Annotated in this window: 18 protein-coding genes and 1 other RNA gene; 17 read left to right on the plus strand and 2 right to left on the minus strand. The window is 73.0% G+C overall.

What is annotated here, in order from left to right; all coding sequences use genetic code 11:
• Positions 1–15 precede the first annotated feature (15 nt).
• From ACWDVG_RS13640 to ssrA, 3 genes are all read left to right on the plus strand, one after another.
• Positions 16–1,182: a S41 family peptidase gene (locus ACWDVG_RS13640; protein WP_451699279.1), complete on the plus strand. Its 1,167-nt coding sequence runs from the start codon at positions 16–18 to the stop codon at positions 1,180–1,182.
• An 18-nt stretch (positions 1,183–1,200) separates the two neighbouring features.
• Positions 1,201–1,743, plus strand: a complete 543-nt coding sequence (gene smpB, locus ACWDVG_RS13645) for an SsrA-binding protein SmpB (RefSeq protein WP_451699281.1) — start codon at positions 1,201–1,203, stop codon at positions 1,741–1,743.
• Positions 1,744–1,878: 135 nt separating this feature from the next.
• Positions 1,879–2,248, plus strand: a transfer-messenger RNA (tmRNA) gene (ssrA, locus tag ACWDVG_RS13650).
• A gap of 50 nt (positions 2,249–2,298) precedes the next feature.
• Here the strand turns inward: ssrA and ACWDVG_RS13655 are convergent.
• The gene (locus tag ACWDVG_RS13655; protein WP_451699283.1) at positions 2,299–3,624 is read right to left on the minus strand and encodes an MFS transporter; all 1,326 of its coding nucleotides are present in this window, start codon (positions 3,622–3,624) and stop codon (positions 2,299–2,301) included.
• An 83-nt stretch (positions 3,625–3,707) separates the two neighbouring features.
• Here ACWDVG_RS13655 and ACWDVG_RS13660 point away from each other — a divergent pair, with 83 nt between their 5' ends.
• The 7 genes from ACWDVG_RS13660 to ACWDVG_RS13690 all read left to right on the plus strand — a co-directional run bounded on the left by ACWDVG_RS13660 (position 3,708) and on the right by ACWDVG_RS13690 (position 12,732).
• Positions 3,708–4,715, plus strand: a complete 1,008-nt coding sequence (locus tag ACWDVG_RS13660) for a LysR family transcriptional regulator (protein WP_451699285.1) — start codon at positions 3,708–3,710, stop codon at positions 4,713–4,715.
• A gap of 97 nt (positions 4,716–4,812) precedes the next feature.
• Positions 4,813–6,168, plus strand: a complete 1,356-nt coding sequence (locus tag ACWDVG_RS13665; protein WP_451699287.1) for a nitrate/nitrite transporter — start codon at positions 4,813–4,815, stop codon at positions 6,166–6,168.
• An 84-nt stretch (positions 6,169–6,252) separates the two neighbouring features.
• Entirely contained in the window at positions 6,253–7,386 is a 1,134-nt protein-coding gene (locus ACWDVG_RS13670) for a uroporphyrinogen-III synthase (RefSeq protein WP_451699289.1), read from the plus strand.
• 100 nt (positions 7,387–7,486) lie between these two features.
• Positions 7,487–8,008 (plus strand): GNAT family N-acetyltransferase, encoded by a 522-nt coding sequence (locus tag ACWDVG_RS13675; RefSeq protein WP_451699291.1) that lies wholly within the window; start codon positions 7,487–7,489, stop codon positions 8,006–8,008.
• 72 nt (positions 8,009–8,080) lie between these two features.
• On the plus strand, positions 8,081–10,360 hold the full coding sequence (locus ACWDVG_RS13680) for a HelD family protein (RefSeq protein ID WP_451699294.1): 2,280 nt from the start codon (positions 8,081–8,083) through the stop codon (positions 10,358–10,360).
• A 365-nt stretch (positions 10,361–10,725) separates the two neighbouring features.
• Positions 10,726–12,141 (plus strand): malic enzyme-like NAD(P)-binding protein, encoded by a 1,416-nt coding sequence (locus ACWDVG_RS13685; RefSeq protein ID WP_451699296.1) that lies wholly within the window; start codon positions 10,726–10,728, stop codon positions 12,139–12,141.
• Between the two features lie 309 nt (positions 12,142–12,450).
• Positions 12,451–12,732, plus strand: a complete 282-nt coding sequence (locus ACWDVG_RS13690; RefSeq protein ID WP_015033921.1) for an HU family DNA-binding protein — start codon at positions 12,451–12,453, stop codon at positions 12,730–12,732.
• 133 nt (positions 12,733–12,865) lie between these two features.
• Here ACWDVG_RS13690 and murA read toward each other — a convergent pair whose 3' ends face one another.
• Entirely contained in the window at positions 12,866–14,206 is a 1,341-nt protein-coding gene (gene murA, locus ACWDVG_RS13695; protein ID WP_451699299.1) for a UDP-N-acetylglucosamine 1-carboxyvinyltransferase, read from the minus strand.
• A 289-nt stretch (positions 14,207–14,495) separates the two neighbouring features.
• Here murA and ACWDVG_RS13700 point away from each other — a divergent pair, with 289 nt between their 5' ends.
• The 7 genes from ACWDVG_RS13700 (at position 14,496) to ACWDVG_RS13730 (ending at position 23,560) form a co-directional block, all read left to right on the plus strand.
• Positions 14,496–15,056: a YqgE/AlgH family protein gene (locus tag ACWDVG_RS13700; RefSeq protein ID WP_451699301.1), complete on the plus strand. Its 561-nt coding sequence runs from the start codon at positions 14,496–14,498 to the stop codon at positions 15,054–15,056.
• 138 nt (positions 15,057–15,194) lie between these two features.
• A complete protein-coding gene (locus ACWDVG_RS13705) occupies positions 15,195–16,415 on the plus strand; it encodes an acyltransferase family protein (protein WP_451699304.1) in 1,221 nt (406 codons plus the stop codon).
• 41 nt (positions 16,416–16,456) lie between these two features.
• Positions 16,457–16,747, plus strand: a complete 291-nt coding sequence (locus tag ACWDVG_RS13710) for a DUF3039 domain-containing protein (RefSeq protein ID WP_037879418.1) — start codon at positions 16,457–16,459, stop codon at positions 16,745–16,747.
• Positions 16,748–16,980: 233 nt separating this feature from the next.
• Positions 16,981–18,648, plus strand: a complete 1,668-nt coding sequence (locus tag ACWDVG_RS13715) for a beta-N-acetylhexosaminidase (RefSeq protein WP_451699306.1) — start codon at positions 16,981–16,983, stop codon at positions 18,646–18,648.
• Between the two features lie 225 nt (positions 18,649–18,873).
• Positions 18,874–19,749 (plus strand): FAD binding domain-containing protein, encoded by an 876-nt coding sequence (locus tag ACWDVG_RS13720; RefSeq protein WP_451699308.1) that lies wholly within the window; start codon positions 18,874–18,876, stop codon positions 19,747–19,749.
• Complete coding sequence (locus ACWDVG_RS13725; RefSeq protein WP_451699310.1) at positions 19,746–21,245, plus strand: 2Fe-2S iron-sulfur cluster-binding protein; 1,500 nt, start codon at positions 19,746–19,748, stop codon at positions 21,243–21,245. Before ACWDVG_RS13720 ends, ACWDVG_RS13725 begins: the two co-directional genes overlap by 4 nt.
• Positions 21,242–23,560 carry a xanthine dehydrogenase family protein molybdopterin-binding subunit gene (locus tag ACWDVG_RS13730; RefSeq protein WP_451699313.1) on the plus strand — a complete coding sequence of 773 codons (2,319 nt, stop codon included), beginning with the start codon at positions 21,242–21,244 and terminating at the stop codon, positions 23,558–23,560. The genes ACWDVG_RS13725 and ACWDVG_RS13730 overlap by 4 nt, the downstream gene beginning before the upstream one ends.
• The last annotated feature ends 41 nt before the right edge of the window (positions 23,561–23,601 follow it).

Consider the following 23,601-nt stretch of genomic DNA (forward strand, 5'->3'; position numbering starts at 1 on the left):
TCCTAGAGTGGGCGCATGCCGACCGGCCCGACACCTCTCTGTCTCCGGCCCCGCGGAGTCCTCCGTGGGGCCGTTCTGACGTTGGTCTTCTCCGGAGTCCTCGCCACCGCGGCGGCCACCGGCTCACTGCCCCGGCAGGAGCCCGCGGGCGCGGAGCGGCCGGCCGCCGACCGCCCCCCGACCGTGGACCGCGCGGCCCTGAACCGCGCCGCCGCCGCGGCCATCGCCGACGGGAAGTCCGGCACCGAGGCCGCCGAGGAGTTCGTCAGCCGCAGCGGCGACCGCTGGGGCGCGGTGTACGACAAGAAGGAGTACGCCGAGTTCGAGCAGGCCCTCGACGGCGCCTACACCGGCGTCGGCCTCTCCGCGGGCCGCTCCGGCGCCGGCCCCGTCCGGGTGACCCGGCTGCGCTCCGACGGCCCCGCCGACCGCGCCGGGCTCCGGGTCGGCGACCGGCTCGTCTCCGTCGACGGCCGCTCCACCGACGGGCTCTCCGTCTCCGAGGTGGTCTCCCTCCTGCGCGGCGACGGCGTCCCCGGCTCCACCGTCGTCCTCGGCGTCGAGCGCGGCCGCGCCGCCTGGACCGAGACCGTGCGCCGGGCCCGCCTCGCCACCGACCCGGTCACCGTCCGCCGCCTCGACGACGACACCGTCCTCATCCGCGTCGCCGCGTTCACCAAGGGCGCGGGCGCCCGCGTCAAGGAAGCCGTACGGACCGCCCCGGCCGGCGCGGGGGTCCTCCTCGACCTGCGCGGCAACTCCGGCGGGCTCGTCACCGAGGCCGCCGAGGCCGCCTCCGCCTTCCTGGACGGCGGCCTGGTCGCCACGTACGACGTCGAGGGCGAACAGCGGGCGGTGTACGCGGACGGGGGCGGCGACACCGGAAGGCCGCTGGTCGCGCTGATCGACGGCGGCACCATGAGCGCGGCCGAGCTGCTCACCGGCGCCCTCCAGGACCGGGGCCGGGCCGTCACCGTCGGGACGCGCACCTTCGGCAAGGGCTCGGTGCAGATGCCGAGCCCACTGCCGGACGGCTCCGTCGCCGAGCTGACCGTCGGCCACTACCGCACCCCGGCCGGTCACGCCGTCGACGGGCGGGGCATCACCCCGGACCTGGCGGCGGGGGAGCGGGCCGAGGAGCGGGCCCGGACGGTATTGAGTGGCCTCGGAGGGGGCTCGTAGTGCGAAAATGAGCGCACTATGGCAAAGGGACTCGTGAACGTGCAGGGCAAGCCTGCCCAGAAGAAGAGCCAGGACAAGGCGCCCGAGCGCAAGCTCATCGCTCAGAACAAGAAGGCGCGCCACGACTACCACATCCTCGACACCTACGAGTGCGGTGTGGTGCTCATGGGCACCGAGGTGAAGTCGCTGCGCATGGGCCGCGCGTCGCTGGTGGACGGCTTCGTCCAGATCGACGGCCACGAGGCGTGGCTGCACAACATCCACGTGCCCGAGTACATGCAGGGCAGCTGGACCAACCACCACGCGAAGCGGAAGCGGAAGCTGCTGCTCCACCGGGCCGAGATCGACAAGCTGGAGTCGAAGTCGCAGGAGACGGGCCACACGATCGTGCCCCTCGCGCTGTACTTCCTGAACGGCCGGGTGAAGTGCGAGATCGCGCTCGCCAAGGGCAAGAAGGAGTACGACAAGCGGCAGACCCTGCGGGAGAAGCAGGACACGCGCGAGACGCAGCGGGCCATCTCGGCGGCGAAGCGGCGGCAGCGGGCGGCCCAGCTCGGGTAGCCGCCGCGGTGTCTCTGCGGGGACTCGGCGGGGACGCCGGGGGAACCCCCGGGAATGCGCTGGCAACGCCCGCCGTTGGTCACGTACGATGGGCCACGCACCTCACAGAGGGTGCGTGCATTGAAAAATCAACATGGGGATGATCGGTTTCGACAGCGGATGTCGAAGCAGGGGAAGCGTGTCGAGGAAGCGGCAATGATCTCGTTAACCACGCGCCGAAACCAATAATCGCCAACACCAAGCGCGATTCCTTCGCCCTCGCTGCCTAAGTAGCGACTTGCGAAGTGTCAGCCCGGGGGTGATCCCGACCCGGATCCTGGCATCATCAAGGGATCTAAACCTCTGAGCCCGGTCACGGGGCCCAGAGGGAAATCAAACAGTGACTGAGCCCGTTCCGGACTTGTCTGGGTGATCCGGAGGGCTGAGAAACTCGTACCAGACTGCACACGGAGAAGCCCTGGTTCCGCACCGTTGGACGCGGGTTCGATTCCCGCCATCTCCACTCATCCCATGTGGGCAGAGGCCCGGTGGTCGTTCGCGACCGCCGGGCCTCTGTCATGCCCGGGGGCCGCGGCCCACGCCGGTCGCCGCGCACAGGGCGAGCGCCACCGCCGCGGCCGTCACCGGGAGCAGGAACCCGAAGGCGGGGAAGGGGGCGTGGTCGGCCGCCCAGCCGCCGGAGGCCGAGCCCACCGCGATGCCCGCGAGGAGGGCGGTCACCGCGAGCGTCATGCCCTCGTTGAGCTGCGACGGCGGGGTGAGGCGCTGCACCAGGCCCATGCCCGTGACCATCGTCGGGGCCGTCGCCATGCCCGCCAGCAGGAGCCCGGCCGCCAGGGCGAGCAGGGAGCCGGTCGTGGCCGCGAGGAACGGCATCGCCATCAGGACGGTCATCGCCGCCAGGCACGTCCGCAGCCGGGCGGTGCGGCGGGCGCGGCCGTAGAGCAGTCCGGCGGCGCACGAGCCCGCGGCCTGCAGGGCGAGGACGGGGCCCGCGACGGGACCGTCCACGAACGCCAGGGCGACGACCTCCATGGAGCCGAAGATCGCCCCGGTGGCCAGGAAGACCGCGAGGAGCGGCACCATGCCGGGCGCGTGGAGCGGGGAGCCCGCGGCCGTACGGGGGGCGACGGGCGGCTCCGTGGAGCGCTGGGCCGCGAAGAGCAGCACGCCGGTCAGCAGGAGGGTGGCGGCGACGAGCGTGCCGGCCTCCGGGAAGAGCGCCGAGCAGAGCAGCGCGGCGAGCATCGGGCCGAGCATGAAGCAGAGTTCGTCGGCGGCCTGCTCGAAGGCGTTGGCGGTGTGCAGGGCCGCCGCGTCCCCCTTGAGGAGGTGGGCCCAGCGGGCGCGGGACATGCCGCCGGTGTTGGGGAGCGTGGCGGTGGCCATGACCGTCGCGAAGAGCGTCCAGACGGGCGCCCCGGCGCGGACGCAGAGCACCAGGAGCAGCTGGCCGAGGACCGCGTACAGCGTGGCGGGGACGGCGACCCTGGCCTGGCCGTACCGGTCGACGAGCCGGGCGATCCAGGGCGCGGTGAGCGAGCCGACGACGAGACCGGCCGCGCCGACGGCGCCGGCCAGGGCGTACGAGTCGTGCGCCCCGGCGATCATGATCACGGAGCTGACGCCGAACATCCCCATGGGCAGCCGGGCGATCAGGTTGCCGGCCGTGAAGGCCCGGGTCCCGGGAAGGGCGAAGAGCCGCAGGTACGGATTGGCGGACCGGGCGGACCGGGCGGAGGCGACGGTCGGAGCGGGGGAGAGGGGACGGGGGGAGACGGGACGGACGGTGAGGGGCCGGGCGGCCGGGCGGGCCGCGTCGCGGTAGCGGGGAGCCAGGGCGGGGCCCGCCGGGGTGAGGGTGAGGTCCTGTTGCGGCATGGAGCAAGCCTCACGGGAGCGGCCCGACACCGTCCAACACCTGATCGGTGGCCATTCACGCACCTGTGTTGTTGAATGCGCGGATGGCCTCGCCGCACGACATCGACCCCCGCCTCCTGCGGTCCTTCACCGCCGTCGCGGAGGAGCTGCACTTCACCCGCGCCGCCGCCCGCCTCTTCGTCGCCCAGCAGGCGCTCAGCCGGGACGTCCGGCGCCTGGAGCGCGAGCTGGGCGCCGAGCTGTTCGTACGGACCACCCGGCAGGTCGCCCTCACCCCCGAGGGGGAGCGGCTCCTCCCGTACGCGCGACGCGTCCTCGCCGCCCACGACGAGCTCACCGACGCCTTCCGCGCCGCCGCCCGGCCCCTTCTCGTCGACCTCAACACCCCCGGCCTCGTCCAGGACCGCATCCTGCGCAGGGCCCGCGAACTCGCCCCCGACCAGGAGCTGATGGCCCGCTTCGAGTCCGGCCTCACGGGCGCGGCCCGCGAGATCCTCGCCGGGCGGCTCGACGCCTCCTTCGGCCGGTACGGCGGTCTGGTCCCGGCACTGCGCGCGCGGCTCGACGCGCAGTTCGTCCGGTACGAACCGATGGCCGTGATCCTGCCCGAGGACCACCCGCTCGCCGGGCTTCCCGAGGTGCCGCTCGCCGCGCTCGCGGGCGAGAGCGTCTACGCCGGGGCCGGGAACGACCGCACCGTCGAGTGGACCGACCTCGCCCGGCGGCTCTTCGAAGGCCGCGGCATCGAGGTCTCCCCGCCGGCCCCGCTCGCCGTCGGCCACGAGGAGTTCCGGCGGATCATGGCCAAACACCGCCACCCCGTCCTCGCGGTCGTCGGCTTCCCGCCGATGCCGGAGTGCGTCCTGCGCCCGCTCGTCGACCCCGTCCCGCTGTCACCCGTGAGCCTCGTGTGGCGCAAGGGACTGCGCCACCCCGCCCTGGACGCCCTGCGCACCGCCGCCGCCGAGATCGCCGCGGCGGAACGCGGTCACCCGCACCCGCCCGCCTCCTGGCTCCCCGACGGCGAACCGGGTCTCCCCCAGGAGCGTCCCGCCCCACCACCGCTCACAGGAAGCTCGACCGCCGGGTGAGAGCAAGGTTCCGTCCCCGACACCTCAGGGCACCGCCCTGAAACGCGGCTTTCCTACCGTCGGGTGCATCAGGGTTCCGACGTCGTGGAGGTGCGAGATGGGTGGTCGCTGGATCGAACGGTGGGAGCCGGAGGACGAGACCTTCTGGCGCGAAGGGGGAGAACGGATCGCGAAGAGGAACCTCCTCTTCTCCGTCTTCTCCGAGCACATCGGCTTCTCCATCTGGAGCCTCTGGTCGGTCATGGTCCTCTTCATGGGCCCGCAGTACGGCATCGACCCGGCCGGCAAGTTCTTCCTGATCGCCACGGCCACCTTCGTCGGCGCGCTCATCCGCATCCCGTACACCTTCGCCGTCGCCCGCTTCGGCGGCCGCAACTGGACGGTCCTCAGCGCCCTCCTGCTCCTCCTGCCGACGGGCGTCGCGTTCGCGGTGATGGAGCCCGGCACCTCGTACACCACCTTCGTCCTGGTGGCCGCGCTCACCGGCGTCGGCGGCGGCAACTTCGCCTCCTCCATGACCAACATCAACGCCTTCTTCCCGCTCCGGAAGAAGGGGTGGGCCCTCGGCCTCAACGCGGGCGGCGGCAACATCGGCGTACCCGTCGTCCAGCTCGTCGGGCTCCTCGTCATCGGCACCGCCGGGGCCGTGCACCCGCGGATCGTGCTCGGCGTCTACCTGCCGCTCATCGTGATCGCCGCCGTCTGCTCGGCGCTGTTCATGGACAACCTCGCGCCCGTCAGGAACGACACCGGCGCCGTCAAGGACGCCGTGAAGGCCCGCCACACCTGGATCATGGCCTTCCTCTACATCGGCACCTTCGGCTCCTTCATCGGCTACAGCTTCGCCTTCGGACTCGTCCTCCAGACCCAGTTCGGCCGCACCCCGCTCCAGGCCGCCTCGCTCACCTTCATCGGGCCCCTCCTCGGCTCCCTCATCCGGCCCGTCGGCGGCTCCCTCGCCGACCGGCACGGCGGCGCCCGCATCACCCTCGCCACCTTCGCCGCCATGGCCCTCGCCACCGGCGTCGTCATCCACGCCTCGATGACCGAGTCCCTCGCCGTCTTCCTCGTCGGCTTCATCGCCCTCTTCGTCCTCAGCGGCCTCGGCAACGGCTCCACCTACAAGATGATCCCCGCGATCTTCCTCGCCCAGGGGCACCGCAAGGGCCTCTCGGGAGAAGCCGCGGAGTCCTACGGGCGGCGACTGTCCGGCGCCTCCATGGGCCTCATCGGCGCGGTCGGCGCCCTCGGCGGCCTCGGCATCAACCTCGCCTTCCGCCAGTCCTTCCTCACCGTCGGCAGCGGTACGGGCGCCTTCGTCGCCTTCCTCGCCTTCTACGCGGCCTGCATGCTCGTCACCTGGGCGGTATACCTTCGGCAGCCCACCGCCGTGCCCGACACCGCCGAGGGCGCCGAGGAGCCGGAGACCCGGCCCGGATACGCGCAGGTCTGATCCACCATGGGCGGCGCGGACCGTAACGACCAGGAAATACGCGTGAACCCGGACCGTCACGCGGCGGCGTCAGGCTCTGGTCCCATGGACGAGAACCACGGCCCCCTGGCCGGTTTCACGGTCGGCGTCACCGCGGCTCGGCGCGCCGACGAACTCATCGCGCTGCTGCGCCGGCGCGGCGCCGCCGTCGTCCACGGGCCCGCCCTGCGGATCGTGCCCCTCGCGGACGACACCGAACTCCTCGCCGCCACCAAGGAGATCATCGGCCGGGCCCCCGACGTCGTCGTCGCCACCACGGCGATCGGCTTCCGGGGCTGGGTCGAGGCCGCCGAGGGCTGGGGCTGCGGACAGGAACTCCTCGACGTCCTGCGGGGCGTCGAACTCCTCGCCCGCGGCCCGAAGGTGAAGGGAGCCGTCCGGGCCGCCGGGCTCACCGAGACCTGGTCCCCCTCGTCCGAATCCATGGCCGAAGTCCTCGACCGGCTCCTCGCCGAGGGCGTGGAGGGACGGCGGATCGCCCTCCAGCTGCACGGCGAACCGCTCCCCGGCTTCGTCGAGGCGCTCACCGCCGGCGGGGCCGAGGTCCTCGGCGTCCCCGTCTACCGCTGGATGCCCCCCGAGGACCTCGGGCCCCTCGACCGGCTGCTCGACGCCACGCTCGCCGGGACCGTCGACGCCGTCACCTTCACCAGCGCCCCGGCCGCCGTCTCCCTCTTCTCCCGGGCGGCGGAGCGGGGGGTGCGGGACCGGCTCGTCGAGGCCCTGCGCCACGACGTGCTGGCCGTCTGCGTCGGGCCCGTCACCGCCCTCCCACTACGGGCCGAGGGCATCGACACGTACCAGCCCGAACGCTTCCGGCTCGGCCCGCTCGTCCAGCTGCTCTGCTCCGAACTGCCCGCCCGCTCCCAGGTCCTGCCCGTCGCCGGGCACCGGGTCGAGGTCCGCGGGCACGCCGTCCTCGTCGACGGCGCCCTGCGGCCCGTGCCGCCGGCCGGCATGGCCCTCCTCGGGCTCCTCACCCGGCGGCCCGGCTGGGTCGTCTCCCGCGCCGACCTGCTGCGGGCGCTGCCGGGGGCGGGGCGGGACGAGCACGCCGTGGAGACGGCGATGGCGCGGCTGCGGACGGCGCTCGGCACGCCGAAGCTGATCCAGACGGTGGTGAAGCGCGGCTACCGCCTGTCGCTCGACCCGACGACGGACGACAAGTACGCCGACTGACGGGCGGGCCCGGTCCCGTACGGACCCGCCGGGCCCGGTCCCGTACGGACGGCCCTCGCGGTCGTACGGCCGTCACCCCGGCGAGGGCTATCGTGCCGGGGTGACTGGTGAGCCGATACGCATCCGCGCCGCCCGGGACGACGACGCCGCGGCCCTCGCCGACGCCGTCGTGCGCAACCGCGCGTTCCTGAAGCCCTGGGAGCCGTACCGGGCCGAGCGGTACTACACCGTCGAGGGACAGGCCGAGCGGATCGCCGACGGCGGACGGCGGTGGTTCGCCGTCGAAGGGGACGCGATCGTCGGCGTCGCCACCCTCTCCGGCATCGCCCTCGGGCCGCTGCGCAGCGGCTCCCTCGGCTACTGGGTCGACCACGCGTACCAGGGCCGCGGCCTCGCCTCCGCGCTCACCGCCGAGGTCTGCCGGGCGGCCCGCGACGAGCTGGGGCTGCACCGGGTCGAGGCGGGCACGCTGCTCGACAACCACGCCTCGCAACGGGTCCTCGCCAAGGCGGGCTTCGTGCGGATCGGGACCGCGCCCCGCCTCCTCCACATCGACGGCGCCTGGCGCGACCACCACCTCTTCCAGCTGATCCTGCACGACGATCCGCCGCCCCGCCCGTGATCACGCCTGACACGGGACCCCCTGGTGGCGTACGCTCGACGGCTGCCCAGTGCACGTCAGAAGGGGGCCTTAGTGGCCGCGCAGGAAGCCGTGGACACGGTCCGGGACCGTGAGATCGGTGTGGAGCAGGAACATCTGGACCAGGTCTACCGCCGACTGGAGGAGAAGATCCACGAGGCGGAGTTCCTGATGAACGACGCCGCCCAGCGGGGTCAGGTCGGCACGCCCGGCGCCCTCGCCGAGCGCGACGCGCAGGTCTTCCGCGCCGGGATCCACCTCAACCGGCTCAACAACGAGTTCGAGGACTTCCTCTTCGGGCGCATCGACCTCCTGTACGGGAAGGACGGCAAGAAGGGCCCCGACGGCGCCTACACCTCCGTGGAGCCCGCCGAGGACGCCGTACGCCCCGACAACACCGCCGACATCGGCGAGACCCTGCACATCGGGCGGATCGGCGTGCTCGACTCGGACTACGCGCCGCTCGTCATCGACTGGCGGGCGCCCGCCGCCGCGCCGTTCTACCGCGCCACCCCCGTCGACCCCGGCCGAGTGGTGCGCCGCCGCGTCATCCGCTCCAAGGGCCGCAGGGTCCTCGGCGTCGAGGACGACCTGATGCGCCCCGAGCTGACCGCCACCCTCGACGGGCGCGAGCTGCCCGCGATCGGCGACGGCGCCCTGATGGCCGCCCTCGGCCAGGCCCGCGGCCACTCGATGCGGGACATCGTCTCCTCCATCCAGGCCGAGCAGGACCTCGTCATCCGCGCGCCCGCCGCCTCCGTCACGTACGTCGAGGGCGGGCCCGGCACCGGCAAGACCGCGGTGGCGCTGCACCGGGCCGCGTACCTGCTCTACCAGGACCGGCGGCGGTACGCGGGCGGCATCCTCATCGTCTCGCCGACCCCGCTCCTCGTCTCGTACACCGAGGGCGTGCTGCCCTCGCTGGGCGAGGAGGGGCAGGTCGCCATCCGGGCGCTCGGCAGCCTGGTCGACGGGGCGGAGGCGGACGCGTACGACGAGCCGGCCGTCTCCCGCGTCAAGGGCTCCTCCCGCATGCTCGCGGTGCTCCGCAAGGCCGCCCGCGGCGCCCTGGAGGGCGCCGAGGCGCCCCGGCTGCTGCGCGTCGTCGCCTTCGGGCGCCGTCTGGAGCTGGAGGAGGCCGAGCTGCGGCGCATCCGGCAGAACGTCCTGTCCGGCACCGCCCCGGTCAACCTGCTGCGGCCGCGCGCCCGCAGGCTCCTCCTGGACGCGCTGTACGCGAAGTCCGGCGCCGTCGGCCGGCACAGCGACCCGGAGCTCGCCGCCGAGCTGCGGTCCTCCTTCGACGAGGACGTGTCCACCGAGGACTCCTTCCTCTCGTTCCTCGACGCCTGGTGGCCCGAGCTGACCCCGCGCGGGGTCCTCGACGCCATGGGCGACGAGAAGCGGCTGGGGCGCTGGGCCCGCCGCGTCCTGAACCCGGGCGAGGTGCGCCGGGTCGCCCGTTCGCTGCGCCGCCCGGGGCTCTCCGTGCACGACGTGGCCCTGCTCGACGAGCTGAACACGCTGCTCGGCGCGCCCGCCCGGCCGAAGCGGAAGCGGGAGTACGACCCGCTGGACCAGCTCACCGGCCTGGAGGAGCTGATGCCGGTACGGGAGGAGACGCAGCGGGAGCGGGCCGAGCGGCTCGCGGCGGAGCGCACGGAGTACGCGCACGTCATCGTCGACGAGGCCCAGGACCTCACGCCCATGCAGTGGCGGATGGTCGGCCGCCGCGGCCGGCACGCCACCTGGACGGTCGTCGGCGACCCGGCCCAGTCCTCCTGGTCGGACCCGGACGAGGCCGCGGCTGCGCGCGACGAGGCGCTGGGCAGCCGGCCCCGCCGCCGCTTCGAGCTCACCGTGAACTACCGGAACCCGGCGGAGATCGCCGAGCTGGCCGCCCGGGTCCTGGCCCTCGCCATGCCGGGCATGGAGTCGCCGCGCGCGGTCCGGTCCACGGGGGTGCGGCCCCGCTTCGTAGCGGTTCCGGCCAAGGACCAGCTGGCCGAAACCGTACGGTCCGAGGCGGAGCGGCTCCTCACCGAGGTCGAGGGCACGGTCGGCGTGGTCGTCGCCATGAACCGGCGCGAGCAGGCCGCCCGCTGGCTGGCCGGGCTCGGCGACCGGGTGGTGGCGCTCGGCTCCCTGGAGGCGAAGGGCCTGGAGTACGACGCCACGGTGGTGGTCTCGCCCGCGGAGATCGCCGACGAGTCGCCGGCGGGGCTCCGGGTGCTGTACGTGGCGCTCACCCGCTCCACGCAGGCCCTGACGGTGGTGTCGGGCGAGCGCGACCTGCCGGACGGGGCGGGGGTGCCGGACCTGCTGCGGGACTGATTTCCGGTCAACTCGCGCGGCGGGAATCACCGGGCAGGGTGGTTTGTTAGCCTTGTCGTGGCACCGGCTCGATCCAAGCCCCCGGGCCCAACCTTCGTCCCTCAGAGGGACCACTTGCCGCGAGGCGAGCATGGCGGGTCGGTGCCACTTAGACGTACATCCAAAGTTGAGGCCCCAGGTCACCTCAGGTGACGGGGGCCTCTTCTGCTTCCCCGGTGTCTCTCGTATGGTGGAAACTACTTTCCGAAAACAAAATGACCGCATTACCTGCTACCGGCGGGTAGGTGCGACCATCGGAGGGCGTCGCCGGGCAACCAGCCGGGGCGGCGTAGCAACGAAGCTAGGGAAAGCAGAGGAACCCGGCCATGGCAACGGCGCCCAGCGTTTCGTACTCGATGACGGTCCGCCTGGAGGTGCCCGCGAGCGGCACCGCGGTCTCACAGCTCACCACCGCGGTCGAGTCCCACGGCGGATCCGTCACCGGCCTCGACGTGACCGCCTCCGGCCACGAGAAGCTCCGCATCGACGTCACCATCGCCGCGACCTCCACCGCGCACGCCGACGAGATCGTCGCGCAGCTGCGCACCATCGAGGGCGTCGTCCTCGGCAAGGTCTCGGACCGCACGTTCCTGATGCACCTCGGCGGCAAGATCGAGATGGCGTCCAAGCACCCCATCCGCAATCGTGACGACCTCTCGATGATCTACACCCCGGGCGTCGCCCGGGTGTGCATGGCCATCGCCGAGAACCCCGAGGACGCCCGCCGCCTCACCATCAAGCGCAACTCCGTCGCGGTCGTCACCGACGGCTCGGCCGTGCTCGGCCTCGGCAACATCGGCCCCAAGGCCGCGCTGCCCGTCATGGAGGGCAAGGCCGCCCTCTTCAAGCGGTTCGCCGGCATCGACGCCTGGCCGATCTGCCTCGACACCCAGGACACCGACGCGATCGTCGAGATCGTCAAGGCGATCGCCCCCGGCTTCGCGGGCATCAATCTGGAGGACATCTCCGCGCCGCGCTGCTTCGAGATCGAGGCCCGGCTGCGCGAGGCCCTCGACATCCCCGTCTTCCACGACGACCAGCACGGTACCGCCATCGTCGTCCTCGCCGCCCTCACCAACGCGCTCCGCGTCGTCGGCAAGGGCATCGGGGACGTACGGGTCGTCATGTCCGGCGCGGGCGCGGCCGGTACGGCCATCCTCAAGCTGCTCCTGGCCGCCGGCGTGAAGCACGCCGTCGTCGCCGACATCCACGGCGTCGTCCACGCGGACCGCGCGGACCTGGTCGACGCGCACGCCGACTCGCCGCTGCGCTGGATCGCCGACAACACCAACCCGGAGGGCGTCACCGGCACCCTCAAGCAGGCCGTTGTCGGCGCGGACGTCTTCATCGGCGTCTCCGCCCCGAACCTGCTGGGCGCCGAGGACGTCGCCGCGATGGCCGAGGACGCGATCGTCTTCGCGCTCGCGAACCCCGACCCGGAGGTCGACCCGGCCGCCGCGCGGCAGACCGCGGCCGTGGTGGCCACCGGCCGCTCGGACTTCCCGAACCAGATCAACAACGTGCTGGTGTTCCCAGGCGTCTTCCGCGGCCTGCTCGACGCCCAGTCGCGTACGGTCAACACCGAGATGATGCTCGCGGCCGCCACGGCGCTCGCGGACGTCGTCACCGAGGACGAGCTGAACCCGAACTACATCATCCCGTCGGTCTTCAACGACAAGGTCGCGGGCGCGGTCGCCGGCGCGGTCCGCACGGCGGCGAAGGCGGCGGGCGCCGGCGCCTGAGCGTGTCGCGGGTCGCCGTACCTTAAACCCGCCTTTAGGGTGGTTGTCCGGCTCCGCGTGCATTTCGCGGAGTCGGCGCGACGTCACGCCTGGAGATTCAGGCGCTTTTCGTGTGACCCCAGGGGGTGCCGGATTGGCGTTCCCGCCGCTGGTGGGGGCAGGATGCGTGTTTGGGCGCGAGGGTCCGTCAATGGACCCGGGTCCGGGGACTGTCCGAGGGCCCTGGCAGCATCGGCTTCGCTGTACCTACTCACGCGGCTTCCGCCGCGTGGCACGCCTTACAGGCAAGAAGAACACGGGAGTAACAACATGAACCGCAGTGAGCTGGTGGCCGCGCTGGCCGACCGCGCCGAGGTGACCCGCAAGGACGCCGACGCCGTGCTGGCCGCTCTCGCCGAGACCGTCGGTGAGGTCGTTGCCAAGGGCGACGAGAAGGTCACCATCCCCGGCTTCCTGACCTTCGAGCGCACCCACCGTGCCGCTCGCACCGCTCGTAACCCGCAGACCGGCGACCCGATCGACATCCCGGCCGGCTACAGCGTGAAGGTCTCCGCGGGCTCGAAGCTCAAGGAAGCCGCCAAGGGCAAGTAAGGCAGCCTGTAGGCGCAAAGAGGGCGGCCACCCTGTTCCGGGGTGGCCGCCCTCTCGTCTGTCCTCCAGAAGCCCGTCAGAGGCCCGTCAGAAGCCCGGCAGGCGCGTGGCGGGCTCCTGCCGGGGGCTTCCGTCAGACCAGCGCGCTGCCCGGCAGCTCGACCTTGGCGCCGAGCTCGACCAGCTTCTCCATGAAGTTCTCGTAGCCGCGGTTGATCAGGTCGATGCCGTGGACCCGCGAGGTGCCCTGCGCCGCGAGCGCCGCGATCAGGTACGAGAAGCCGCCGCGCAGGTCCGGGATGACGAGGTCCGCGCCCTGGAGCTTCGTCGGGCCGCTGACGACCGCCGAGTGCAGGAAGTTCCGCTGGCCGAAGCGGCAGTCCGAACCGCCCAGGCACTCGCGGTACAGCTGGATGTGAGCACCCATCTGGTTCAGCGCGGAGGTGAAGCCGAGCCGCGACTCGTACACCGTCTCGTGGACGATGGAGAGGCCGGAGGCCTGCGTCAGGGCCACGACCAGGGGCTGCTGCCAGTCCGTCTGGAAGCCGGGATGGACGTCCGTCTCCAGGGCGATCGCGTTGAGGGAACCGCCCGGGTGCCAGAAGCGGATGCCCTCGTCGTCGATCTCGAAGGCGCCGCCGACCTTCCGGTAGGTGTTGAGGAAGGTCATCATCGAGCGCTGCTGGGCGCCGCGCACGTAGATGTTGCCCTCGGTGGCGAGCGCCGCCGACGCCCAGGAGGCCGCCTCCAGGCGGTCCGGGAGCGCGCGGTGGGTGTAGCCGTCGAGCCGGTCGACACCGGTGATCCGGATGGTCCGGTCGGTGTCCATCGAGATGATGGCGCCCATCTTCTGCAGGACGCAGATCAGGTCCTCGATCTCCGGCTCCACGGCCGCGTTCGAGAGCTCGGTGACGCCCTCGGCGAGGACGGCGGTGAGCAGCACCTGCTCGGTCGAGCCGACCGAGGGGTACGGGAGGCGGATCTTGCAACCGCGAAGGCGCTGCGGGGCCTCCAGGTACTGGCCGTCGGCCCGCTTCTCGATGGTGGCGCCGAACTGGCGCAGCACGTCGAAGTGGAAGTCGATCGGCCGGCCGCCGATGTCGCAGCCGCCGAGGCCCGGGATGAAGGCGTGGCCGAGGCGGTGCAGCAGCGGGCCGCAGAAGAGGATCGGGATGCGGGACGAACCGGCGTGGGCATCGATGTCGGCCACGTTGGCGGACTCGACGTGCGTCGGGTCGAGGACGAGCTCGCCGGGCTCCTCGCCCGGACGGACCGTCACCCCGTGCAGCTGGAGCAGGCCGCGGACCACCCGGACATCACGGATGTCGGGCACGTTGCGCAGTCGGCTCGGACCGCTGCCCAGCAGGGCGGCGACCATCGCCTTGGGCACGAGGTTCTTCGCGCCGCGGACGCGGATCTCGCCCTCCAGCGGGGTGCCGCCGTGGACAAGCAGGACATCGTCAGTGCCGGTCATGAATCTCGCGTTCCGGTGAAGGTCGGTCGGGTGGCCAGAGAAAAGGGTAAGGGTCCATCACACCCCCTTCGGGCGTGTCGGGGGCCCCGTCAGATGTAATGAATTCGGCACAACACCCTCTGCTTCCGTGATCTTGCGGAGTGTCACCGTCCGGTTGTCCCGCCCGTCCGGTTCCCGCCCGACCGTCCCGCCCCTTCTGAACTGCGCGGCTCGTCGTCTTCCGGCCCACGTGCCCCGCAATGCGGCCGACAACCCCCGCGAACGCCGCGCATGCGGGATCATGTGTCGCATGACCGAGGTGTCCTCGCTCACAGGACGGCTGCTCGTGGCCACCCCCGCGCTGGCGGACCCGAACTTCGACCGCGCGGTCGTCCTGCTGCTCGACCACGACGACGAGGGTTCCCTCGGCGTGGTCCTCAACCGGCCGACGCCCGTCACCGTCGGCGACATCCTCGCGCCCTGGGCGGAACTCGCGGGCGAGCCCGGCGTCGTCTTCCAGGGCGGCCCCGTCTCCCTCGACGCCGCGCTCGGCGTCGCCGTGATCCCCGGCGACGAGGGCCCCCTCGGCTGGCGGCGCGTGTACGGCGCCATCGGCCTCGTCGACCTGGAGACCCCGCCCGAGCTGCTCGGACCCGCCCTCGGCTCGCTCCGGATCTTCGCCGGGTACGCCGGCTGGGGCCCGGGCCAGCTGGAGACCGAGCTCGGCGACGGCGCCTGGTACGTGGTCGAGTCGGAGCCCGGCGACGTCTCGTCGCCGCGCCCCGAGACGCTGTGGCGCCAGGTGCTGCGCCGCCAGCGCGGCGAACTCGCGATGGTCGCGACGTACCCGGACGACCCGTCGCTCAACTGAGGCGGGTGGGGCGGGAGAGCGCGGGAGGGCCCGGGGAGGCACGTGTCTGTCCGAAGACGGGCGCGATGCGTACGATGATCCGACCCTCCCGAGCCCACGAGGCGCGTCGCCGCGCCCAGACGATCAAGAGATGACCACGTGCCTGTCATAACCGCCGCCCGGAACGGCCGGGTCTCGAAGCGGGTGCCCGTCGAATCCGTCGGGAACGTACTGCCCACCCGCCTCGACTCGCTCACGAGTCTGAGGTTCTTCGCGGCGTTCGCCGTGTTCGCCCACCACTTCACCGGCGTGGGCGGCAAGACGGGCTACGGCCGAGCCCCGTCGATCTTCCCGTACTCGGAGATGGGCGCCCACGGTGTCACCTTCTTCTTCGTCCTCTCGGGCTTCCTCCTGACCTGGGTCTACAAGCCGTACGAGCACCCGATCGCCTTCTACTGGCGCCGGGTCGCCCGCATCTGGCCGGCCACCCTCGTCGCCGCCGTCCTCGCCTACTACGTCTTCTACGTGCGGGCGAACGAGGTCATGGAGTGGAAGTCGTTCATCGCCTCCCTCTTCCTCCTCCAGAACTGGCTGCCCGAGGCCTCCCCGACGCTCCCCGGCAACCCGGTGACCTGGACCCTGAGCGTCGAGATCCTCTTCTACGCGCTCTTCCCGCTGCTCGCCCGCTTCGTCGTCCGGATGCGCACCCCGCTCCTCGTCACGCTCACCGTCCTCGGCCTCATCGGCATGTGGGCGGTCAACTGGTGGGCCTTCGAGGCCTACGACCCGGCGGTCGCCCGCTGGATCATGCGCCACCCGACCGTCTACCTGCCGCAGTTCCTCCTCGGCATGACCGTCGCCCTGCTGATCCGCCGCGGCGCCCGCGTCCCGCTGCGCCCCTTCGTGCCGCTGGCGCTGCTGGCCGTCTACGTCTTCGCCTACTTCCAGCTCCAGGCCCGCGTCTCCGACCGGTGGGACGCCCAGCTGGAGTACACGCTGCGCCCGACGCTCGCCGTCGTCGCCGCGCTGATCATCGTCGCGTTCGTCCAGCGCGAGATCGCCGGACACCGCGGCCTGCTCAACGCCAAGCCGCTGATCCTGCTCGGCGTCTGGTCGTACAGCTTCTACCTGCTGCACCACGCGGTGAGCCGCTACGCCACCTACGAGTGGGGCCGCATCGCCGACAAGGACTCCGCCCTCTTCAGCATGCTGGGCATGGGCCTGGTCATCCTGGTCATGTCCTGGGCGCTCTACCGCTTCGTCGAGGAGCCGGCGAACCGCTGGATGGTCAAGCGCATCCCGGCCCGCTGGCGGCGCACCGCCCCGGTGGAGCAGCGCACCGCCCCGGTGGAGCAGCGCGTCGCCCCGGTGGAGCGGTGACCGCTCCGGCTCCGCGGCCGACGTGGGTACCCTTGGGTCCCATGAGCACTCTCGAGCCCGAGCGCGGGGCAGGAACGGGAACCCTCGTCGAGCCGACGCCGCAGGTGTCCCACGGTGACGGCGACCACGAGCGCTACGCCCACTACGTCCAGAAGGACAAGATCATGGCGAGCGCCCTCGACGGCACGCCCGTCGTGGCGCTGTGCGGAAAGGTCTGGGTACCGGGGCGCGACCCCAAGAAGTACCCGGTCTGTCCCATGTGCAAGGAGATCTACGAGTCCATGGGCTCCGGTGGGGACAAGGACAAGGACAAGGGCGGCAAGGGCAAGTAACCCGGCTCCGACCGCGGGGAACGGTCCCCGTCGCGTGCACGCAGGTGCGCGGGACGGGGACCGTTTCGCGTTGTGTGCCGCCCCGGACGGAAGAGGGGCGAGATCTCTTGTGGGGGCGGCGGAGGCATGTCTACCCTCCGATGTGCGCATCGCGAAACGGGCGTTGCGCATGATGCAACGTCCGCATGGCGCAACGCTTGCTTGCACGTCACGCTTCCGACGGGACCGACACGATGACCGGGAACCCCCTGGGCGGGCACTCCGTGACCGACCACCCCCAGCACCTCGTCCCCGCGCCCCTGAAGGTCGAAGGGCCCTACCGCCGCGTCACCCGCCTCGACCGGCGCACGACCCTGCACGCCGCCCCCGGCACCGAGTCCACCGCCCGCTGGCTGCGCGCCACCGTCGGCGCCGCGTTCGGGCTCCCGCTGCCGGACACCACCGACGCGCACGCCACCCGAAGCGTCCGGCTGCGCCTCGACGACACCCTCGCCCCGGAGGCGTACCGGCTCGACGCCCTCATCACCGACGTCGTCGAGATCACCGGCGGCGGTCCCGCCGGCGTCTTCTGGGGCGCCCAGACCCTCCGTCAGCTCCTCGGCACCGACGCCTTCCTGGACGCGCCCGCGCAGAAGGACCCCTTCGTCGGGGTGACGGCGCAGTCCGTCGAGGACGCGCCCCGCTTCGGCTGGCGCGGGCTCCTCCTCGATGTCGCGCGGCACTTCACGGCCAAGGACGACGTGCTGCGCCTGCTCGACCTCATGGCCGCCCACAAGCTCAACGTCTTCCACTTCCACCTCACCGACGACCAGGGCTGGCGCGTCGAGATCAAGCGCCACCCGCGGCTCACCGAGGTCGGCTCCCGGCGGGCCCGCAGCAAGTGGGGGCACCGGGCCTCGCCGTACTGGGACGAGACCCCGCACGGCGGGTTCTACACCCAGGACGACATCCGCGAGATCGTCGCGCACGCCGCCGAGCGGCACATCACCGTCGTCCCCGAGATCGACCTCCCCGGCCACTCGCAGGCCGCCATCGCCGCGTACCCCGAACTCGGCAACACCGACGTCGTCGACACCACCGCCCTCGCCGTCTGGGACACCTGGGGCGTCAACCCGAACGTCCTCGCCCCCACCGAGGCCGTCCTCCGCTTCTACGAGGGCGTCTTCGAGGAGGTCCTCGACCTCTTCCCGTCCACCTTCGTCCACATCGGCGGCGACGAGTGCCCCAAGGACCAGTGGAAGGCCTCGCCGACCGCGCAGGCCCGCATCGCCGAGCTCGGGGTCGGGGACGAGGACGGCCTCCAGGCGTGGTTCGTCCGCCACTTCGACCGCTGGCTCGCCGACCGCGGCCGCCGCCTCATCGGCTGGGACGAGATCCTGGAGGGCGGCCTGGCCGAGGGCGCCGCCGTCTCCTCCTGGCGGGGGTACGCGGGCGGGATCGCCGCCGCCGAGGCCGGGCACGACGTCGTCATGTGCCCCGAGCAGTACGTGTACCTCGACCACCGCCAGGCGCCGGGCGACGACGAGCCGATGCCCATCGGATACGTCCGCACCCTGGCGGACGTGTACGGCTTCGAGCCCGTACCGCCCGGCCTCTCCGCCGAGGCGGCCGCCCACGTCATCGGCGCCCAGGCCAACGTCTGGACCGAGGTGATGGAGAACCGCGACCGCGTCGACTACCAGGTCTTCCCGCGCCTCGCCGCCTTCGCCGAGGTCGCCTGGTCCGCGCTCCCCACCCCCGCCGACCGCGACACCGACGGCTTCCTGCGCCGCATGGTGACCCACTACCGGCGCCTGGACGCCCTCGGCGTCGCCTACCGCCCGCCCACCGGACCGCACCCCTGGCAGCAGCGCCCGGGAGTGCCCGGCCGCCCGCTGGAGGGGCCGCCCCCGCACATGTGAGGGACCTCGCTTCCCCGCGTCACCCAAGAGAGGCGAAACGGAAGTTACCGTCTCTCCTCGGACGTCCGGGACGGAACAGTCCTTCGTGGACCCTCGCGCCGGACGGCTCGGAAGATGTGCCAGAGTTGCCACGTCCGGCGTGTGAGCACGTACGGTACGCCCACACGCAGGCGCGACGGCCGGGCACGATCGGGGACCACCGGGACACCGGGAAGGGGCAGCGGGTTGACCACGCACGCACCACAGACGGCGCAGTCCGTGACGCTGCCCGTCTCGCTCGACGAGGCCGTGGCGGCACTCACCGCCATGCCCGCCGCCGTGCCCGTCGCGGGCGGCACCGACCTCATGACCGCCGTCAACCGGGGCCGTCTCCGCCCCGCCGGGCTCGTCGGCCTGAACCGCATCAACGAGATCCGCGGCTGGCAGTACCAGGACGGCCACGCCCTCCTCGGCGCCGGCCTCACCCACGCCCGCATGGGCCGCCCCGACTTCGCCGCGCTCATCCCGGCGCTCGCCGCCGCCGCCCGCGCCGCCGGACCGCCGCAGATCCGCAACGCGGGCACCCTCGGCGGCAACGTCGTCACCGCCGCGCCCACCGGCGACTCGCTGCCCGTCCTCGCCGCCCTGGAGGCCGACCTCGTCGTCATGGGCCCGCTCGGCAGCCGCGAGATCCCCGTCTCGCACCTCCTCGCGGGCCGCGACCTGCTGGCCCCGGGCGAGCTGGTCGCGTTCGTCCGCGTACCGCTGCTCCACGCCCCCCAGGTCTTCCTCAAGGCCACCGGCCGCACCGGCCCGGCCCGCGCCACCGCCTCCGTCGCCGTCGTCCTCGACCCGGCTCGGCGCGGGGTGCGCTGCGCCGTCGGCGCCGTCGCGCCGATGCCGCTGCGCCCCCTGGAGGCGGAGCGCTGGATCGCCTCGCTGGTGGACTGGGACAACGACCGCGGGCTGGCCCCGGAGGCGCTGACGGCGTTCGGCGAGTACGTCGCCGCCGCCTGCATCCCGGACCCGCAGGGCGACGAGCAGTTGCCCCCGGCCGTACTGCACCTGCGGCGCACGGTCGCCGCGCTGGCCCGACGGGCACTGGGGAGGGCACTGTCGTGAGCACGGAAGAGCAGCGGAACCCGGGCAACCCGGGGGCATGGGAGCCGATCCCGCAGAGCGAGGGGTACGACGGGGACGCCACGGCCTTCGTGCAGCTGCCGCCCGACTTCATGCTGGACGGCGTGCCCCTGGAGGCGCCGGGCCACGGCTACGTACCGCCGATGATCACCCCGCTCCAGCCGCTGTCGCCGCCGCCCTCGACGGACCCGTCGGCGACGGGCCAGTGGGCGGTGCACCCGCCGACGGAGGCCGAGCAGCCGGTCGGTTTCGAGACATTCGAGACGGGCGAGGTTTTCGGTACGACGGAGGCGTACGGGACGGCCGAGTCCTACGGGGCGCCCGAGGCGTATCAGGGGTACGAGGGGTACGACGGGTACCAGGCGGCTGAACCCTTCGGGGCGGCCGAGCCGTTCGCGGCCGGTGAGCAGTCGGGCGGGTACGGCGGGCAGGACCCGCACGCGACGGCGGAGTGGCGGTTCGACGGCTCCACGGGCCAGTGGGTGGTGCCGGACCCGTCGGTCCCGGATTCGTCGGCGGAGCAGCCCGGGACGCAGCCCGAGAGGCCCGCGGAGCCCGCGGTGGCGCCGGCCGTGCCGTCGTACGCCGAGGTACCGGCCACGCTGCCGGGCGGCGCGACGGCGCCCTGGGCGCTGGACGAGACCGCGAGCGGCGGCCCGGAGCCGGAGCAGGAACGGGAGCCGGAGCCGAAGCCGGAGCCGGTGGCCGAGCCTGCCGCCGCCGTCGAGGCGGAGGCCGGGGACGAGGGCGTGCCCGAGGTGGCGGCCGACGCGTCGCCGGCGGAGGCGCCCGAGGACCCGGCACCGGTCGAGGACCCGGCACCGGTCGAGGACCCGGCCCCGGCCGAGGCCCCGGTCCAGGCCGCCGCCCCCGCTGCCCCCGCCGCGCCCGTCGTCGCGTCCACCGACAGCGACGAGCACCCCCACACCTCGTACACCCTGCGGGTCAACGGCACCGACCGCCCCGTCACGGGCTCCTGGATCGGCGAGTCGCTGCTCTACGTCCTGCGCGAGCGCCTCGGCCTCGCCGGGGCCAAGGACGGCTGCTCGCAAGGCGAGTGCGGCGCCTGCAACGTGCAGGTCGACGGCCGGCTCGTCGCCTCCTGCCTGGTGCCCGCGGCCACCGCCGCCGGGTGCGAGGTGCGGACGGTCGAGGGCCTGGCGACCAACGGCGAGCCGTCGGACGTGCAGCGGGCCATGGCCAGGTGCGGCACCGTCCAGTGCGGCTTCTGCATCCCGGGCATGTGCATGACCGTGCACGACCTCCTGGAGGGCAACCACGCCCCCACCGAACTGGAGACCCGCCAGGCCCTCGCCGGCAACCTCTGCCGCTGCTCCGGCTACCGCGGCGTCCTCGAAGCCGTACGGGACGTCGTCGCCGAGCGCGAGGCCGCCGCGGCCGCCACCACGCCCGAGGGCGCCGACGCGCCCCGGGTCCCGCACCAGATCCCCCACCCGCACGACGGAGGCATGGCGTGAGCAGCGACGCGACCACCGCGGCTCCGGACACCGCCGCCGCCCCGGCCCCCGGCCAGGAGACGGCGGCCCACGGCATCGGCGCCTCGCTCCCGCAGGCGGACGCGCGGGCGAAGACCGAGGGCACCTTCCCGTACGCCTCCGACCTGTGGGCCGAGGGGCTGCTCTGGGCCGCGCTCCTGCGCTCCCCGCACCCGCACGCCCGGATCGTCGCCGTCGACACGAGCGCGGCCGCCGCCATGCCCGGCGTACGGGCGGTGGTGACCGCCGCCGACGTGCCCGGCGCCGCCACCTACGGCCGCACGGTCGCCGACCGGCCCGTCTTCGCCGACGGCCTCGTCCGCCACCACGGCGAGGCCATCGCCGCCGTCGCCGCCGACCACCCCGACACCGCCCGGCTCGCCGCCGCCGCCATCAGCGTCGAGTACGAGGTCCTCGAACCGGTCACCGACCCGGAGAAGGCCTTCGCCGCCGAGCCGCTCCACCCCGACGGCAACCTCATCCGCCACATCCCGCTCCGGTTCGGCGACCCGGAGGCCACCGGCGAGGTCGTCGTCGAGGGCCTCTACCGCATCGGCCGCCAGGACCCGGCCCCCATCGGCGCCGAGGCGGGCCTCGCCGTACCGCGCCCCGACGGCGGCGTCGAGATCTACACCGCCTCGACCGACCCGCACACCGACCGCGACCTCGCCGCCGCCTGCTTCGGCCTGCCGCCCGAGCAGGTCAAGCTCGTCGTCACCGGCGTCCCCGGCGCCACCGGCGACCGCGAGGACCCCGGCTTCCAGATCCCGCTGGGCCTGCTCGCGCTGCGCACCGGCTGCCCGGTCAAGCTCACCGCCACCCGCGAGGAGTCCTTCCTCGGCCACGCCCACCGCCACCCCACCCTCCTGCGCTACCGCCACCACGCGGACGCCGAGGGCCGCCTGGTGAAGGTGGAGGCACAGGTGCTGCTCGACGCGGGCGCGTACGCGGACTCCTCCTCCGAGTCCCTCGCCGCCGCCGTGGCCTTCGCCTGCGGTCCGTACGTCGTCCCGCACGCCTTCGTCGAGGGCTGGGCGGTCCGCACCAACAACCCGCCGTCCGGCCACGTGCGGGGCGAGGGCGCGATGCAGGTGTGCGCGGCCTACGAGGCCCAGATGGACAAGCTCGCCGCCAAACTCGGCGTCGACCCGGCCGAGTTGCGGATGCGGAACGTCCTGGCCACCGGCGACCTGCTGCCCACCGGCCAGACCGTCACATGCCCGGCACCGGTCGCCGAACTCCTCAGCGCTGTACGGGACTTCCCGCTGCCCGCGCTGCCCAAGGACACCCCCGAGGACGACTGGCTGCTGCCCGGCGGCCCCGAGGGAGCGGGCGAGCCGGGCGCGGTGCGCCGGGGCGTCGGCTACGCGCTCGGCATGGTCCACATGCTGGGGGCCGAGGGCACGGACGAGGTGTCGACCGCGACCGTACGCGTCCAGGACGGGGTGGCCACGGTCATCTGCTCGGCCGTCGACACCGGTTCGGGCTTCTCGACCCTCGCCCGCCAGATCGTCCAGGAGACCCTGGGCATCGACGAGGTCCACGTCGCCCCCGTCGACACCGACCAGCCCCCGGCGGGCCCGGCCGCCCACGGCCGGCACACCTGGGTCTCGGGCGGCGCCGTGGAACGGGCCGCGAAGATGGTCCGCACCCAGCTCCTCCAGCCGCTGGCCCACAAGTTCGGCATGTCGACCGAGCTGCTCCAGATCACCGACGGCAAGATCACCTCGTACGACGGGGTCCTCTCGACCACCGTCACCGAGGCGATGGACGGCAAGGAACTCTGGGCCACCGCCCAGTGCCGCCCCCACCCCACCGAGCCCCTCGACGAGGCGGGCCAGGGCGACGCGTTCGTCGGCCTCGCCTTCTGCGCGATCCGCGCGGTCGTCGACGTCGACATCGAACTCGGCGCCGTACGGGTCGTGGAGATGGCCGTCGCCCAGGACGTCGGCCGCGTCCTCAACCCCGCCCAGCTCGCCGCCCGCATCGAGGCCGGCGTCACCCAGGGCGTCGGCGCGGCCCTCACGGAGAACCTCCGCACGGCCCGCGGCCTGGTCCGCCACCCGGACCTCACCGGCTACGCACTCCCGACATCCCTGGATGCCCCGGACATTCGCATCGTGAAACTCGTCGAGGAACGCGACGTCGTCGCCCCCTTCGGCGCGAAAGCGGCGAGCGCGGTTCCGGTCGTCACCTCCCCCGCCGCGGTGGCCTCAGCAGTCCGCGCGGCCACCGGACGCCCCGTCAACCGCCTCCCGATCCGCCCGCAGGCGGCCGTCGCCGTGCCCAATTCGTAACCACGCGATGTCCGTTGCTTGTGCAACCCGGAGGTGCGCAC

The sequence above is a fragment of the Streptomyces sp. NPDC003327 genome (assembly GCF_053589515.1).

Coding starts and splice junctions, on each gene's coding strand:
- ACWDVG_RS13665 (WP_451699287.1), top strand. CDS start 4,813: ATGGGTGGTCGCTGGATCGAACGGTGGGAGCCGGAGGACGAGACCTTC.
- smpB (WP_451699281.1), top strand. CDS start 1,201: ATGGCAAAGGGACTCGTGAACGTGCAGGGCAAGCCTGCCCAGAAGAAG.
- ACWDVG_RS13685 (WP_451699296.1), top strand. CDS start 10,726: ATGGCAACGGCGCCCAGCGTTTCGTACTCGATGACGGTCCGCCTGGAG.
- murA (WP_451699299.1), bottom strand. CDS start 14,206: ATGACCGGCACTGACGATGTCCTGCTTGTCCACGGCGGCACCCCGCTG.
- ACWDVG_RS13670 (WP_451699289.1), top strand. CDS start 6,253: ATGGACGAGAACCACGGCCCCCTGGCCGGTTTCACGGTCGGCGTCACC.
- ACWDVG_RS13715 (WP_451699306.1), top strand. CDS start 16,981: ATGACCGGGAACCCCCTGGGCGGGCACTCCGTGACCGACCACCCCCAG.
- ACWDVG_RS13700 (WP_451699301.1), top strand. CDS start 14,496: ATGACCGAGGTGTCCTCGCTCACAGGACGGCTGCTCGTGGCCACCCCC.
- ACWDVG_RS13690 (WP_015033921.1), top strand. CDS start 12,451: ATGAACCGCAGTGAGCTGGTGGCCGCGCTGGCCGACCGCGCCGAGGTG.
- ACWDVG_RS13640 (WP_451699279.1), top strand. CDS start 16: ATGCCGACCGGCCCGACACCTCTCTGTCTCCGGCCCCGCGGAGTCCTC.
- ACWDVG_RS13710 (WP_037879418.1), top strand. CDS start 16,457: ATGAGCACTCTCGAGCCCGAGCGCGGGGCAGGAACGGGAACCCTCGTC.
- ACWDVG_RS13660 (WP_451699285.1), top strand. CDS start 3,708: ATGGCCTCGCCGCACGACATCGACCCCCGCCTCCTGCGGTCCTTCACC.
- ACWDVG_RS13655 (WP_451699283.1), bottom strand. CDS start 3,624: ATGCCGCAACAGGACCTCACCCTCACCCCGGCGGGCCCCGCCCTGGCT.